Genomic DNA, 14,752 nt, shown 5'->3' with positions numbered 1-14,752 from the left:
TCTGGTAGACCTGCATCAGACCGTGACGCGCCGACGTCGATGCCCACGTCGGCGGCCGCTTCCGTGGTTCAATGGCGCCCGCGGAAGAGCTAGGTCTGATTCGCCATGACGCCCGATTGAGAGGGACTCGGATGGACGCCGCGGAGTCGATGGCTGAGCCGCAGCCGTCGCCGCCGAAGCCCGTGCCCGGCCTGACCGAACGCGAGGTCGAGATCCTCGCCTTCGAGCGCCAATGGTGGCGGCACGCCGGGGCGAAGGAGAACGCCATCCGCGAACGCTTCGACTTGTCTGCGACGCGCTACTACCAGCTGCTCAACAAGCTGCTGGAGAAGCCGGAGGCGATCGAAGCGGACCCGATGCTGGTGAAGCGGCTGCGCAAGACCCGCGCCGCCCGCCAGCGCAAGCGAGGCGCCCGGCGACTGGGGATCGAGCTGAAATGAGTGTGTTTTCGGGAATGTCCCGGCCGATGAAGGCCGCGGGTGTCGCGTTGATCGGCGTGGCGATCATCGCCGCCGTCATCGGCGGCATCTCCGCGCTGGGCGGGGGCAACGGGTCGAACGAAGCCGGGCCGAGCGGCACGTCGACGCAGCCGGGCACGTCCGGCGGGTCGTCGTCGACGCCACCGTCGACGTCGTCTTCGGCATCGTCGTCGAGCTCGGCGAGCTCTTCGTCGCCCACGCCGCCGTCACCGAGCTCGCCGCCGCCCGGCCAGGCGACGTCGCCCGCCCCCGGTGGCCCCGGCCCCGGCCCCGGTCAGCCGGGTGGTGACCAGCAGGCGTCCAACAAGTGGGTGACCGTCCGGGTGTTCAACAACTCGACGATCAAGGGCCTGGCGGACCGGGCGGCGGAGGACTTCCGCGGGTCCGGGTGGAACGTCAACGAGGTCAGCAACTACTCCCAGGGCATCATCCCGACGACGACGGCGTTCTACCGCCCGGGCACCGACGAGGAAGCCGCGGCCAAGCAGCTCGCGCAGGAGTTCGGCATCAAGGCCGAGCCCCGCTTCGAGGGCATCCAGAGCGCGAGCCCCGGGGTGATCGTCATCGTGACGAAGGAATACCAGTCGGGCCACAAGGGCAGCTGAGCACGTAACCCGCGTGATTGAAGCCGGAACTCACGAGTTCCGGCTTCAATCACGCGAGATCCGGGTCTGATCACGCGAGTTACGTGTTCACTCCCCGGCCTGGGTCTTCGCGTACGCCTCCAGCGTGGCCAGCTGAGCCGGGTCGAGGCTCGGCCGGACCGTCTTCCGAGCCGCATCGAGGTGCGCCGCGGTGACTTCGCGGGCCTCCAGCGACTCGCGCATCGCCGTCAACGCCGCTTCGCGGATCAGCGCCGCGCAGTCGGCCGCCGAGTAACCGTCCAGAGTGGACGCCACCGCGGCGAGGTCGACGTCGTCGGCCAGCGGGGTGTTCTTCGAACTGGCCGCGAGGATCGCCGCGCGGGACTCGGCGTCCGGCGGCGGCACGTAGACGCGGCGCTCGAGCCGGCCGGGCCGCAGCAGCGCCGGGTCGACGAGCTCCGGCCGGTTCGTCGCACCCAGGACGACGACTTCGCGCATCGGCTCGACGCCGTCGAGCTCGGTGAGCAGGGCGGCGACCACCCGGTCGGCGACACCCGAGTCGGACGACTGGCCGCGGCGCGGAGCCAGCGCGTCGATCTCGTCCAGGAAGATCAGCGCGGGCGCGGCCTCCGCGGCCCGGCGGAACAGCTCGCGCACCGCGCGTTCGGACTCGCCGACCCACTTGTCCATCAGCTCGGCGCCCTTCACCGCGAAGACGTTCAGCGCGCCGGTGCCGGCCAGCGCCCGCACGAGGAACGTCTTGCCGCCGCCGGGCGGCCCGTAGAGCAGCACCCCGCGCGGCGGTTCGACGCCGAGCCGGGCGAACGAGTCCGGGTACCGCAGCGGCCAGAGCACGGCCTCGGTGAGGGACTGCTTGACGTCGACCATGTTGCCGACGTCGTCCAGGGTCAGCCCGCCGGTGGCCAGGTTGTCCGAAGTGGACATCGAGACCGGCCGGACGGTGGCCAGCGCGTCGAGCAGGTCCTGCTGCGAGATGCGCGGCTCGTCGGTGTCGCGCTGGCGCAGCGCCGCCCGCAGCGCGGCGTCCCGGCGCAGCGCGATCAGGTCCGCGGCGACGAAGCCGGGCGTCCGCTCGGCGAGGACGCCGCAGTCGATGCCGGTGTCGAGCGGGACGTCGCGGAGCAGGACGTTCAGCAGCTCGCGGCGGGTTTTGGCGTCCGGGAGGGCGAGGCCGAGCTCGCGGTCCAGCAGGTCGGCGGCGCGCAGCCGCGGGTCGGCCGATTCGGCACGGGCGGTCGTCGCGACGACGGCGAAGCGCTCGCGCCGCAAGGCTGCCCGCAGCTCTTCCAGCACGACGGTGGCGACCGGGGGCGGAGTCGTCGCGGGCAGCAGCGCGTCGACGTCGGTGAGCAGGAGGACCGAGGGGCCGCCGGCGGCGCGGATGGCCTCGCGCAGGCGGGCCACGGCGACGTTCGGGTCCAGCACGGCGAGGTTCGGCGCGGCCAGCGGGAGCACGCGGATGCCGGCTTCGCTCGCGACCGACCGCACGAGCGTCGCCTTGCCGACACCTTCCGGGCCGGACAGCAGGACGCCCAGGTGGGCGGGCGCGCCCAGCCGGGCCAGCAGCTCGGGCCGCTGGAAGGCGAGGTCGAACCACTCGGCGAGCTTGCGCGCGGCGGCTTCGGCGCCGATCAGGTCGGCCAGCGGGACGACGGGTTCGGCGGCCTCTTCGACCGCGACCGCGACCTCGTCTTCGACGACTTCGGCGTCGATCCACTCCTCGGCCGCGGTGACGGCGGAGGTGCGGACCAGCGCGGTCGCCGTCTGGGGCGCGGCCGGTTCGGCGGTGCCCGGGCGGGCGCCGTCCCGCCAGGTGACCACTGTGGACGGTCCGACGGCCACGGTGCCGGCCGGCTCGGTCGCGGTGACGGTGAGCAGCTCGTTCGTCCAGGTCGCGCCGATCGCCCGCGACAGCTGGCCACGCAGGCCGGCCGGGTCCGACCCCGGCGACGGCGCGAGGTCCTGCGGCAGCAGCGATACGGCGTCCCCGACGGTGAGCACCTTGCCGATCAGCGCGAGCCGCAGCATGTGCGGGCTGACCGAGACGCTGGCCAGCCGCGACCCGGCGACGGTCACCGTCTTCGCCGCGGCGACGTCGGCCGGCGTGACCACGACCTCCGACCCCTCGGTGACGCCCAGGTTCGACATGGTGACGTCGTCGGTGAGCACCACCCCGGGCACGCCGGTCTCATCGGCGGGCGCGGCGAGCGCGGCGCTGACCCGCGCCCCGGTGAGGTGGACGGCATCCCAGGCCCGCAGGCCCAAGGCGTCGAGGACTTCGGGATGCAGCCGGACGACGCCGCGGCGGGTGTCCAGCGCCGACGGCGTGTGCCGGACGGTCAGCGTGATCTGCGGGTGGCTCACGCCGTTCACCCTAGCGATCCGCCGGTCCCGGAGGACACGCGAACCAACCCAGGTACCCGAGTCGTCCACCCAGGTACGCGTGTCGTCCGTCTGAGTACGCGTGTCGTCCGTCCAGGTACGGCTAATGCCTCTCGGGTCACACGGGACACCGGCCGAATCGCACGTGAGCCGGTACCGGAATGGCGAACTCGCGTACCTGGGCGGACGACACGGCGGGGCTTACTTGCGGCGGAGGCCGATCTGGCGCCAGGAGCGGCGGCGCTGGCCGTTGCCGTTCTCCGAGGTGACGCGCGGGGTCCGGACGGTTTCGCGGGGGAGGCGGACCGCGCGCATCGCCGCGCCCGCGACCCGGCGGCGCAGCGGGCGGCGCAGGCCGAGGCGGCGCGGGGAGCGGGCCCGGCGGATGGCGCGGCGCTCGCTCGGCGGGACCGTCCAGGCCTCCGGGTGCGCCGCCAGCCAGCGGTGCCGGTGGATCGAGTACGGGATGTGCGCCAGGTACAGCACCATCGCCGCGAGCAGCGCGACCAGCGGGAACTGGATGATCGCCGCCGCCAGCAGGGCGACGCCGAGCAGCAGCGGCGCGATCGCCTTCGGCGGCGCCTTGACCGTCTTCAGCGACAGCGTCGGGATGCGGCTGATCAGCAGCGCCGCGATGGCGACCGTCCACGCCCACACGACGTACTGCGACGACCACCAGCCCTCGCCCCACTGCAGGTACGCCACCAGCGGCAGCATCCCCAGCAGGCCGCCCGCGGGCGCCGGGACGCCGACGAAGAACTCGCTCGCGTACGGCGGCTGCTCGGTGTCGTCCAGCAGCGTGTTGAACCGGGCCAGCCGCAGGATCATGCAGACGGCGAAGATCAGCGACGCCACCCAGCCGATCCGGTCCGCGCCGGTCTGCCACACGTAGATCACCAGCGCCGGGGCGACGCCGAACGAGATGCCGTCGGACAGCGAGTCCAGCTCCGCGCCCATCTTCGACGTCGCGTCGAGCAGGCGGGCGATCCGGCCGTCCAGGCTGTCGAGCACCGCCGCGATGCCGATCGAGGCGATCGCCATCGCGTAGTTCTTGGTCAGCGCGAACTGCACGGCCGACAGGCCCGCGCACAGCGCCAGCACGGTGATGGCGTTCGGCAGCAGCCGGACGCCCGGGGTGGTCACGCGGACCATCGATCAGCCTTTCGCGGGCGCGGCAGGGAGCTCGGCGATGACCGTCTCGCCGCCGACCGTGCGCTGGCCCTTGCTGACCAGCACCGTCGAGCCCGGCGGGAGGTACAGGTCGACTCGCGAGCCGAACCGGATGATGCCGTACGTCGAAGCGGCGCCGACCTTGTCGCCCTCGCGGATCTCGCAGAGGATGCGGCGCGCGACCAGCCCGGCGATCTGCACGACGACGAGCTCGTGGCCGTCTTCGGTGCGCATGAGCACGGAGTTGCGTTCGTTGTCGTCGCTCGCCTTGTCCAGGTCGGCGGACAGGAACTTGCCCGGCCGGTAGGCGACCCGCTCGATCACGCCGTTCGCCGGCACGCGCTGGACGTGCACGTCGAACACCGAGAGGAACACCGAGACCCGCATCCGCGGCTCGGCGGGCAGGCCCAGCTCGGCGGGCGGGACGGCTTCCTCGATCAGCGACACGAGACCGTCAGCCGAGGCGAGCGCGACGCCGTCACGCGGCGGCGGAACCCGCTTCGGCTCGCGGAAGAACGCGGCCATGGCCACCGTCGTCAGCGCGCCCAGGACACCGAGGCGCTTGGAGAACCGGCGCGCGAGCAGTGTCGCGGCGACGCCGCCCGCCACGAACGGGCGACCGGCGGGGTGCATCGGCGGCAGCGTCTCGCGGGCGAGCTGGAGGGCGTGGGCGACGGGGTTGCCGGCGGAATCCGGCCGGGTGCCGCTCATGGTCGGGTCCCCTGATTTCGTGTCGGAAGAACTGTCGGCGCCGGGGGTCCGGCAGCCGCGTACGGGCGCCCCCACGCTACCGCTGCCCCAGGTGAGCGTGTCCGCGCGCCCCTGCCGGACTCCTCCTGGAGGGGGTCACCGCAGCGGGTGGGAAAGATCGCCGAGTCGTAACGGAAAGTCGATTTCACCGACGACTCTGAGTAGTTGCCGCCGTTCGGGGCGCTGCCCCGCGTGATCTGTGAGGACCGATGACCGACCGCCGCGATCCCGCCGAAGCCCGGCTTCGCGAGCTCCTGGGCGCGTGGCGTCGGGAGATCGACGAGGTGCCCGTGCCGTCGCTCGTCGACCCGATGTGCGCGGTGGACGTCGTCATCGAAGCGAAGGAGAAGAAAGAGGGGAAGAGGGGCCGGGTGCATCCGCCCCCCGACGGCGCACGCACCCGGCCACCGGGAGATGCGCGTGAAGGAGCAGTTTAACGTCCGGCGGCCCGTTGATCACTGTTCAGTGGAGCAAAAGTTACCAACGGTCACTCGGGCGCCGCGCCAAGCCGCGCGCGAGCCGCAGGATCGCCAGTAGCACGACCGCGCCGAGGATGGCCACGCCGAAGCTGGGGAAGTCGAAGCCGAAGTCGAACGTCCTCGTCTGGCGGGTCGCGAGCCGGTAGACCAGCCCGCCCAGGGCCGCGCCGACGACTCCGACGAGCACGCTGACCAGGCAACCCTGCCGGGGCCGTTCCCGTCCGCCGACGACCAGGTTCGCGACCCAGCCGACGATCGCGCCGAAGATCACCCATGCGACGAAACCCATGGCCGAAGCTTACGGGAGCAGACGTACAAGCGGTATTGCACAAGAGTTCTTGTGCAACTAGTCTTGTGCGTCATGGAAGAGAAGAACGTCCGTGAGATCCGCGACTCGAAGGCGCTCGCGGCCATCGCGCACCCGCTGCGGCGGCGCCTGCTGGACCTGCTGCACCTCGACGGCCCGGCGACGGCGTCGGCGCTCGCGGCGCGCACCGATCAAGCGGTCGGGAACATCAGCCACCACCTCAAGGTGCTGGCGGCCAGCGAACTCGTCGAGGAGGCGGCCGAGCTGGCCCGTGACCGCAGGGAACGGTGGTGGCGGCGGACCTCCAGCGCCATCAAGTGGGGCGCCCAGGACTTCCCCGGCGACCCGATCGCCGAAACCGCCGAGGCGCTGACCCTCAACTACCAGCACACGGTGGCCCGCGAGTGGCTGGCGAAGCGGGAGACCTACCCCAGGGAGTGGCGGGGCGCGCTGTTCAGCATCGACGGCTGGGCCCGGCTGTCGGTCGCCGAACTGGACGAGCTGAACGACCGGATCGTCGCCGTGCTCGCCGAGTACCGGGACCGCACCCCGCCGGACGACGGCGTCGAGCGCCGTCCGGTCTTCTTCGCCGCGCGGGCTTCGCTGGGCCAGCCGTGAAGGGGCTCTGGGGGAACAGGGACTTCCGGCTGCTCTGGACCGGCGAGACCACGAGCATGCTCGGCAGCATGGTCGCGAGCACGGCGTTGCCGCTGGTCGCGGTGGTCACCCTGCAGGCGAGCACCTTCCAGGTCGCCCTGCTGACGGCGGTGGCCTGGCTGCCGTGGCTGGTGATCGGCCTGCCGGCGGGTGCCTGGGTCGACCGGCTGCCGAAGCGCCCGGTGATGCAGGTCTGCAACGCCGTCTCGATGGCGGTGTTCGGCAGCGTCCCGGTCGTGGCCGCCTTCGGGGCGCTGACCATGCCGTACCTGCTGGCCGCGGCCCTGCTGGGTGGGGTCGCCAAGGTGTTCTTCACCCTCGCCTACCGCGCGTACCTGCCGGCCATCGTCGGCGAGGACGAGCTCCTCGAGGGGAATGCGAAGCTGCACGGCAGCGAGTCCGCGACCCAGGTCGCCGGACCGGGCCTGGCCGGGCTGCTGGCCCAGGTGTTCGGCCCGGTCAGCGGCATCCTGGCCGACGCGGTCAGCTTCGGCGTCTCCGTACTGTGCGTGCGGGCGATCCGGGCTCGCGAGACCGTCGCCCCGCGGCCGCGGACGTCGATGCGCAGCCAGATCGCCGAGGGCCTGCGGTTCGTCGTGCGCGATCGGTACCTGCGGTCGTTGATGACCTTCGGCGCTGTCTCGAACCTCGCCCTCACCGGGTACAGCTCGATCCAGATCGTCTTCCTGTCCCGCACGCTGGGCGCCGCTCCCGGCCTGGTTGGGCTGGTCCTGGCGCTGGCCGCGTCGGGCGGAGTGCTCGGCGCGGCTGCGGCCGGACGGCTCGCCGCGCGCTTCGGCGCCGCGCGCGCGTGGCTGCTGTGCGAGGGCTTCGCCGCGCCGATGCTGCTGCTCGGGCCGCTGAGCGAGCCGGGCTGGGGCCTGGTGCCGTTCGTGCTCGCGCTGTTCGGGGTCTGCGCCGGCGTCGTCGCTGCGAACGTGCTGGTCACGACGTTCCGGCAGCAGTATTCCCCGCCCGAGCTGTTCAGCCGGATCAATTCCAGCATGTCGATCGTCAACTACGGCACGATCCCGCTGGCCGGGGTACTCGGGGGCGTGCTGGGCGAAGCGATCGGCATCCGCGAGACGCTCTGGGTGGCCGCGGGGATGCTGATCCTCGCGTTGCCGCTGCTCGCGCCCTACTGGAAGCTGCGGGATTTCCCGGTCAGAGCAGCAGGACGTCCACCTCTTCCCCAAGCGCTGCCGATGTGACGTCCTCTCCGAGCACGATCAGGCAGTTGGCCTGGGTGAACGCGGCCAGCAGGTGCGAGCCGGGGCCGCCGCGCGGTCCGACGATCCCGGTGACCTCCCGGTCGGACGGCGTGAACACGCCCCGGCGGTACTGGCGGCGCCCGGCCGGCGAGCTCATCGCCTCGGTCAGCCGGGCGCGCACGCGCCGTCGTGTGACGTCGGTGTGGCCCAGCGCCGCCAGGATCGCCGGGCGCAGGAACGCCTCGAAGGACACCAGCACGCTGACCGGGTTGCCGGGCAGCGCCACCACGGGCACGCCGTGCCAGCGCCCGCTGCCCTGCGGCCCGCCGGGCTGCATCGCGACCTTCGCGAACTCGACGCCCTGGCCGGTCAGTGCGTCCTTCACCACTTCGTAGGCGCCCGCGCTGACCCCGCCGGAGGTGACCAGCAGGTCGGCGCCGGCCAGCTTCGGCTCGATGACCTTCCGGAACTCGCCGACGTCGTCGACGACGCTGCGGACGACCTCGACCTCGCAGCCGAGACCGCGGATCGCCGCGGCGAGCATCACGCTGTTGGACTCGTAGATCTGGCCGTGGCGCAGCGGGGCCGGCGCGTCGATCAGCTCGGTGCCGGTCGAGGCGACCAGCACCCGCAGCGGCCGGTGCACCCGCACCTCGGCGAGGCCGACCGCGGCGGCGAGGCCCAGCTGGGAGTGGCCCAGCACGGTGCCCGCGTGCAGGGCGACGTCACCGGCGACGACGTCCTCGCCGGTGCGCCGGATGTGCGCGCTTTCGCGAGCGGGCGCCGAGAACGTCACCGTTTCGGTGCCGCCGTCGGAGTCCTCGACCATCACGACGGCGTCCGCGCCGGGCGGCAGCGGCGCCCCGGTCATGATCCGGTGCGCGGTGCCCGGCTCGAGCGGCCGGACGTCGACCCGGCCCGCCGGGATGTCGTCGGCGACCGGCAGGGTCACCGGAGCGGCTTCGACATCGGCGGCTCGGACCGCGTAGCCGTCCATCGCGGAGTTGTCGAAGGGCGGCAGCGAGACGCCGGCGCGGACGTCCTCGGCCAGGACGAGGCCGGCCGCCGCGGCGAGGGGCAGCGTGGTCGCGGGAGCCGTGCCGAGGAGCGCGGCGACGCGGTCGCGGTAGTCGTCGACGGAGATCACCGGACCATCCTCCCCGGGTTCACGGCGCATGCAAGACTCTGCCCCGTCACAGGCACGCCTCAGGGGAGCACGCATGCAGGTCGGAATCCGTCAACAGCCTTCGTTCGCCGTCGCCCGGCTGATGCTGGCGCCCGGCGAGCCGTGCCAGGTCGAGTCCGGCGCGATGATGGCCACCAGCTACGGCGTGCAGGTGCAGTCGCAGGCGCAGGGCGGGATCATGAAGGGCCTCGGCCGCGCGTTCCTGTCCGGCGAGTCCTTCTTCATCTCCACCTTCACCGCGCCGCCGAACGGCGGCTGGGTCGACGTCGCCGCCAACCTGCCCGGCGACATCCAGGTGATCCCCCTCGACGGCCGCACCGGCTGGGCCGTCACCCGCGGCTGCTGGCTCGCGTCGTCGCACGGCGTGCAAACCGAAACCAAGTGGGGCGGGATGAAGAACCTGATGGGCGGCGAGGGCGGATTCCTGACCCACGCCACCGGCCAGGGCCAGCTGCTCGTCAGCTGCTACGGCGCGGTCGAGACCATCACCCTGCAGCAGGGCGAGATGGTGACCATCGACACCGGGCACGTCGTCGCGTACGCCGACACCGTGCAGTACCAGATCCGGAAGGTCGCCCAGGGCATCATCCAGTCGATGAAGAGCGGCGAAGGCCTGGTCTTCGACTTCGTCGGCCCCGGCCAGATCATGACGCAGACGCGCAACCCGTCCGCGCTGATCAGCTGGATCGTCTCCCACGTCCCGTCACGCTGATGCGCGTCCAGACCCGGCACACACCCGCGTTCGGCGTCGCCCGCGTCCTGCTCGACCCGGGCGAGGCCGTGCGGGCCGCGCCGGAAACCCTGCTCGCCAGCCGGTTCGGGGTCACCGAGACGCCGGCGGGCCGCGGCGGCGTCCGCGCGGGCAAGAGCACGACGGTCCTCTACACCGCGCCGTCCGACGGCGGCTGGATCGACTTCGCGCCGCTGCGCCCCGGCGACGTCTACCCGCTCGACGTGGGCGGCGGCACGGGCTGGTCGGTGCACCGCGACGCGGTGCTGGTGCGGCCGTCGTCGGTCCGGCACGACACCGGCTGGGTGCCGCTGCAGCAGCTCTTCGGCGCGGATTCGGGGTTCCTCGAGCACTACAGCGGGACCGGGCCGCTCGTGCTGGCCGCGCCGGGCCCGGTGGACGCGTTCGAGCTCGGCAAGGGCGAGCTGGTCACGGTCCGGCCGGACTACCTGCTGGCCTACCCGGACTCCGTCCAGTGCCGGTTGCGGGCCCTCGATCCGGGCGGCCCGCAGTCGCTGCGCACCGGCGAAGGGCTCGCGATCGACTTCGCGGGTCCCGGGACGGTGCTCGTGCACGCGCGGAACCGACGCCTTTCGGGTTCGTGATCTTCGGACGAATTGCCCATTGCCGAGGGGAATAATTCCGGTAGCGTGATTGGCACTCCGCCGCTGGCATCCGCTCGGGCCAGCGGATCCTTTGTGCTGAGGGAGGGCGCCGTGGCTGTCGGCACCGTCAAATGGTTCAACTCGGAAAAAGGCTACGGGTTCATCGAATCCACGGAGGGGCCGGACGTGTTCGTCCACTATTCGGCCATCCAGTCCGAAGGATTCCGCACTTTGGACGAAGGCGACCGCGTCGAGTTCGAGGTGCAGTCCGGCCGCGACGGTCGTAGCCAGGCAGCCGACGTGCGGAAGGTTTCGTAACACGCCTGTCAGGTGATCGGTGAACCCCCGGCAGACGCCGAACCAGGGGCGTTAGGCTGCGGGCGTGACAGGCGATGTGTCGGGGGACCTCACCGGTCGCCGGCTGGGCAACTACCGCATCGACGGAGTGCTCGGCAAAGGCGGCATGAGTGTGACCTACAAGGCCACGGACGTGCGGCTCGGCCGCAAGGTGGCCCTGAAGGTCATCGGTGACCACCTCGGGGCCGACGCCGAGTTCCGCGAGCGGTTCGTCGACGAGGCGCGCAACACCTCGGCGATCGACCACGCCAACGTCGTGCCGCTGTACGACTTCGGCGAGCTCGACGGCATGCTCTACATCGCCATGCGCATGGTCGACGGCGGTGATCTCGCCGGCTTGATCTCCGGCGGCCCGATCGCCCCTTCGCGCGCCCTGACGATGCTCGACCAGGTCGCGGACGCCCTCGACACGCTGCACAACCGTGGTCTGGTCCACCTCGACGTCAAGCCGGCGAACGTGCTCGTGACGAAGAAGGAGACCTCGCGCGAGCACGTCTACGTCGCCGACTTCGGGCTGACCCGGCGCGGCGCGACCGGGCACCGGACGCGCGGTGGCGACTTCCTCGGCTCGCCCACGTACGCGGCCCCCGAGCACCTGCGCGGGGAGCCGCTGGACGGGCGCACCGACCAGTACGCGCTGACGTGCGTCCTCTACGCCTGCCTCACCGGCAGCCCGCCGTTCAAGGGCGACGTCCCGACGGTGATCAAGGGACACCTCAACGGCGAGCCGCCCGCGATCTCCCGCGCCGTCGCGCTGCCGCCGGCGATCGACGAGGTGATCCGGCGCGGCATGGCCAAGAACCCGGCCGACCGCTACGCCAGCTGCGTCGAGATGGTCGCGGCCGCGCGCCGCGCGCTCGGCCCGCTGGCGACGTCGGACACCCCGCCGGGCCCGCCGGGCTCCCATTCGGGCGGAATCCCCGCGCCGCAGCGTGCTGGTCAGGTACAACAAGGGCCGCACCAGAACAGCGCACCGCAGGGAGAGGGGGCCCCCGTGCACCCGTACGGAGGACAGCAGCAGCCCGGCTTCGGCCAGGGGCCCGGACCGCAGGGTCCGCAAGGCCAGCCGCCGCAGGGGCCGCCTCCGGGCTACGGCTACCCGCAGCAGGGACCTCCGCCGGGGATGCCGCCGCAGGGTCGGCCCCCGGGCTACGGCTACCCGCAGCAGCAGGGCATGCCGCCGCAGGGGCCGCCGCCCGGCTACGGCCCGCCCGGCGACCCGATGCGGCTGCGTCCCCCGATGCCCGCCGGCGGCGCGGGCGCGTTCCACCAGCCGAAGAGCAGCGGCGGCAAGAAGTGGATCTTCCTCGTTCTCGGCCTGGTGGTCGTCGCGGGCCTGGTCGTGGGCGCGATCTTCCTCTTCAGTGACGGCGGCAGCGGTGGTGGCGGCAGCCAGACGACGGCCCCGAACATCCCGGTCGGCCCGGGCGGCTCGCAAACCAACGCGCCTTCGTCGTCGCTCAACGCGCCCCCGACGTCGATCAGCATCAAGCCGGGCAACTGATCGTGCGGCGCTGAGCAGGTCTTCTTGCACTCTCCCCCCGAGAGTGCTAAACACGAACCTGGCACTCGACGCCGTCGAGTGCCAAAGGTCGGGACGGTGAGGCTGGCCCCCACCCGGGTCCAGTCGTCCGTCGCGGGCACCGAGCCTGGCCGAGGAAAGAGTCCTGCTGCCGCCGCTGCAAGAACCACAGCGCGGCGGTGGCGCCCAATACCGGAGGACCACACCGCAATGGCCAAACTGATCGCGTTCGACGAGGACGCCCGCCGCGGTCTCGAGCGTGGCTTGAACATCCTCGCCGAAGCCGTCAAGGTGACCCTCGGCCCGCGGGGCCGGAACGTCGTGCTCGAAAAGAAGTGGGGCGCGCCGACCATCACCAACGACGGCGTCTCCATCGCCAAGGAGATCGAGCTCGAAGACCCGTGGGAGAAGATCGGGGCCGAGCTCGTCAAGGAAGTTGCCAAGAAGACCGACGACGTCGCGGGTGACGGCACCACCACCGCCACCGTGCTCGCCCAGGCCCTGGTCAAGGAAGGCCTGCGCAACGTCGCGGCCGGCGCCGACCCCATCAGCCTGAAGCGCGGCATCGAGGCGGCCGTCGAGGCCATCACCGAGCAGCTGCACAAGGCCGCCGTCCAGATCGAGACCAAGGAGCAGATCGCTGCTACCGCCTCGATCTCGGCCGCCGACCGCACCATCGGTGAGCTGATCGCCGAGGCGCTGGACAAGGTCGGCAAGGAAGGCGTCGTCACCGTCGAGGAGAGCAACACCTTCGGTCTCGAGCTCGAGCTCACCGAGGGCATGCGCTTCGACAAGGGCTACATCTCCGGTTACTTCGTGACCGACCCGGAGCGTCAGGAAGCCGAGCTCGAGGACCCGTACATCCTCCTCTTCGGCTCCAAGATCTCCACCGTCAAGGACGTGCTGCCGCTGCTGGAGAAGGTCATCCAGTCCGGCAAGCCGCTGCTGATCATCGCCGAGGACGTCGAGGGCGAGGCCCTGGCCACCCTCATCGTCAACAAGATGCGCGGCACCTTCAAGTCCGTCGCCGTCAAGGCCCCGGGCTTCGGTGACCGCCGCAAGGCGATCCTGCAGGACATCGCGATCCTGACCGGTGGCCAGGTCATCTCCGAGGACGTCGGCCTCAAGCTGGAGAACGCGGACCTGTCCCTGCTGGGCAAGGCCCGCAAGGCCGTCATCACCAAGGACGAGACGACCATCGTCGAGGGTGCGGGCGACGCCGACCAGATCCAGGGTCGCGTCAACCAGATCCGCGCCGAGATCGACAACTCGGACTCGGACTACGACCGCGAGAAGCTGCAGGAGCGGCTCGCGAAGCTGGCCGGCGGCGTGGCCGTCATCAAGGCCGGCGCCGCGACCGAGGTCGAGCTCAAGGAGCGCAAGCACCGCATCGAGGACGCGGTGCGCAACGCGAAGGCCGCCGTGGAAGAGGGCATCGTCGCCGGTGGTGGCGTGGCCCTGATCCAGGCCGCCGAAGCCGCGTTCGCGGGCCTGAAGCTCGAGGGCGACGAGGCCACTGGCGCCAACATCGTCAAGGTGGCCGTCGAGGCCCCGCTCAAGCAGATCGCGATCAACGCCGGCCTCGAGGGCGGCGTCGTGGTGGAGAAGGTCAAGGGCCTGCCGCAGGGCCACGGCCTCAACGCCGCCACGGGTGTCTACGAGGACCTGCTCGCCGCCGGCGTGCCGGACCCGACCAAGGTCACCCGCTCCGCGCTGCAGAACGCCGCGTCCATCGCGGCGCTGTTCCTGACCACCGAGGCCGTCGTGGCGGACAAGCCGGAGAAGGCTTCGGCCGCTCCCGCCGACCCGTCCGGTGGCATGGGTGGCATGGACTTCTGAGTTCGGCCGCTTCACCGGGAATGCCCGGTCCGCTTCGGCGGGCCGGGCTTTTCTTTATGGCTTGGTGAAGAACCAGACAGCGTAAGCACCGACGATCACAACGCCGAGGGCGAGCACGCCGAGGCCGCCGAGCCACGCGGTGCTCTTCCGGTCCGCTTCCAGCCCGACGACGATCGCGCCGATCCCGGTGAGCATGACCCAGATCGCCAGCCCCGCGGCGGTGTAGAGCACGAACTTGGCGGCCTTGACACCGTCGGTGTCACCGGAGGCGAGAACGGTGTAGGCGGCGAACGCTGTCAGCCCCAGCCCCGCGATCAGGTACAACCCGCCCACGATCCCGACGACGACCTTCGCCGCCGTCCGGCCGGCGGTACTTCCGTGATCCACAGCCGCGAACCCTAACCCCTCGAACGGGATTCGCGGCGTGGTTTTGGGCCGCTCGGCCCAGCCGTATCGGCCGAACGGCCCGGACG

16 protein-coding genes are annotated in these 14,752 nt (G+C 71.7%); 10 read left to right on the top strand and 6 right to left on the bottom strand.

The genetic code is table 11. The features are described from left to right. Nucleotides 1-131: 131 nt before the first annotated feature. Complete coding sequence (locus QRY02_RS33500; RefSeq protein WP_003101701.1) at nt 132-440, top strand: DUF3263 domain-containing protein; 309 nt, start codon at nt 132-134, stop codon at nt 438-440. Next, on the top strand, nt 437-1,084 hold the full coding sequence (locus tag QRY02_RS33495) for a LytR C-terminal domain-containing protein (protein ID WP_285986802.1): 648 nt from the start codon (nt 437-439) through the stop codon (nt 1,082-1,084). The genes QRY02_RS33500 and QRY02_RS33495 overlap by 4 nt, the downstream gene beginning before the upstream one ends. Nucleotides 1,085-1,171: 87 nt before the next feature. On the opposite strand, the gene QRY02_RS33490 is transcribed toward QRY02_RS33495, so the two are convergent. From QRY02_RS33490 to QRY02_RS33480, 3 genes are all read right to left on the bottom strand, one after another. Continuing rightward, nucleotides 1,172-3,448 carry an AAA family ATPase gene (locus QRY02_RS33490; protein WP_285986801.1) on the bottom strand — a complete coding sequence of 759 codons (2,277 nt, stop codon included), beginning with the start codon at nt 3,446-3,448 and terminating at the stop codon, nt 1,172-1,174. A gap of 219 nt (nt 3,449-3,667) precedes the next feature. Beyond that, nucleotides 3,668-4,618 carry a CDP-diacylglycerol--serine O-phosphatidyltransferase gene (gene pssA / locus QRY02_RS33485; protein ID WP_013230288.1) on the bottom strand — a complete coding sequence of 317 codons (951 nt, stop codon included), beginning with the start codon at nt 4,616-4,618 and terminating at the stop codon, nt 3,668-3,670. 3 nt (nt 4,619-4,621) lie between these two features. Beyond that, a complete protein-coding gene (locus QRY02_RS33480) occupies nt 4,622-5,347 on the bottom strand; it encodes a phosphatidylserine decarboxylase (RefSeq protein WP_285986800.1) in 726 nt (241 codons plus the stop codon). Nucleotides 5,348-5,595: 248 nt separating this feature from the next. Between QRY02_RS33480 and QRY02_RS33475 the strand changes: the two genes are divergently transcribed. After that, nucleotides 5,596-5,823: a hypothetical protein gene (locus QRY02_RS33475; protein ID WP_285986799.1), complete on the top strand. Its 228-nt coding sequence runs from the start codon at nt 5,596-5,598 to the stop codon at nt 5,821-5,823. Between the two features lie 40 nt (nt 5,824-5,863). Here QRY02_RS33475 and QRY02_RS33470 read toward each other — a convergent pair whose 3' ends face one another. Next, nucleotides 5,864-6,154 (bottom strand): GlsB/YeaQ/YmgE family stress response membrane protein, encoded by a 291-nt coding sequence (locus QRY02_RS33470; protein WP_285986798.1) that lies wholly within the window; start codon nt 6,152-6,154, stop codon nt 5,864-5,866. A 72-nt stretch (nt 6,155-6,226) separates the two neighbouring features. On the opposite strand from QRY02_RS33470, the gene QRY02_RS33465 reads away from it, so the two are divergent. Further along, nucleotides 6,227-6,790: a winged helix-turn-helix domain-containing protein gene (locus tag QRY02_RS33465; protein WP_285986797.1), complete on the top strand. Its 564-nt coding sequence runs from the start codon at nt 6,227-6,229 to the stop codon at nt 6,788-6,790. Next, the gene (locus tag QRY02_RS33460; RefSeq protein WP_285986796.1) at nt 6,787-8,040 is read left to right on the top strand and encodes an MFS transporter; all 1,254 of its coding nucleotides are present in this window, start codon (nt 6,787-6,789) and stop codon (nt 8,038-8,040) included. Before QRY02_RS33465 ends, QRY02_RS33460 begins: the two co-directional genes overlap by 4 nt. Here QRY02_RS33460 and moeA read toward each other — a convergent pair. Further along, nucleotides 7,994-9,187 (bottom strand): molybdopterin molybdotransferase MoeA, encoded by a 1,194-nt coding sequence (gene moeA, locus QRY02_RS33455; protein ID WP_285986795.1) that lies wholly within the window; start codon nt 9,185-9,187, stop codon nt 7,994-7,996. The two genes, QRY02_RS33460 and moeA, sit on opposite strands and share 47 nt — an antisense overlap. A gap of 73 nt (nt 9,188-9,260) precedes the next feature. Here moeA and QRY02_RS33450 point away from each other — a divergent pair, with 73 nt between their 5' ends. The 5 genes from QRY02_RS33450 to groL all read left to right on the top strand — a co-directional run bounded on the left by QRY02_RS33450 (nt 9,261) and on the right by groL (nt 14,279). Then, nucleotides 9,261-9,938, top strand: coding sequence for a TIGR00266 family protein (locus tag QRY02_RS33450; protein WP_285986794.1), 678 nt, complete (start codon nt 9,261-9,263; stop codon nt 9,936-9,938). Beyond that, a complete protein-coding gene (locus tag QRY02_RS33445; protein WP_285986793.1) occupies nt 9,938-10,561 on the top strand; it encodes an AIM24 family protein in 624 nt (207 codons plus the stop codon). The genes QRY02_RS33450 and QRY02_RS33445 overlap by 1 nt, the downstream gene beginning before the upstream one ends. A 111-nt stretch (nt 10,562-10,672) precedes the next feature. Then, nucleotides 10,673-10,879, top strand: coding sequence for a cold-shock protein (locus QRY02_RS33440; protein ID WP_003085446.1), 207 nt, complete (start codon nt 10,673-10,675; stop codon nt 10,877-10,879). A gap of 64 nt (nt 10,880-10,943) precedes the next feature. Then, entirely contained in the window at nt 10,944-12,422 is a 1,479-nt protein-coding gene (locus tag QRY02_RS33435; protein WP_285986792.1) for a serine/threonine-protein kinase, read from the top strand. A gap of 228 nt (nt 12,423-12,650) precedes the next feature. After that, nucleotides 12,651-14,279, top strand: coding sequence for a chaperonin GroEL (groL, locus tag QRY02_RS33430; RefSeq protein WP_155540626.1), 1,629 nt, complete (start codon nt 12,651-12,653; stop codon nt 14,277-14,279). A 54-nt stretch (nt 14,280-14,333) separates the two neighbouring features. Here groL and QRY02_RS33425 read toward each other — a convergent pair whose 3' ends face one another. Further along, nucleotides 14,334-14,666, bottom strand: a complete 333-nt coding sequence (locus QRY02_RS33425) for a hypothetical protein (protein WP_285986791.1) — start codon at nt 14,664-14,666, stop codon at nt 14,334-14,336. Between the last annotated feature and the right edge of the window lie 86 nt (nt 14,667-14,752).

The sequence above is a fragment of the Amycolatopsis sp. DG1A-15b genome, assembly GCF_030285645.1.
Classification (GTDB): Bacteria; Actinomycetota; Actinomycetes; order Mycobacteriales; family Pseudonocardiaceae; genus Amycolatopsis.
Note: the sequence above shows the minus strand (reverse complement) of the source record. Positions and strands in the feature narration are given on the sequence as shown.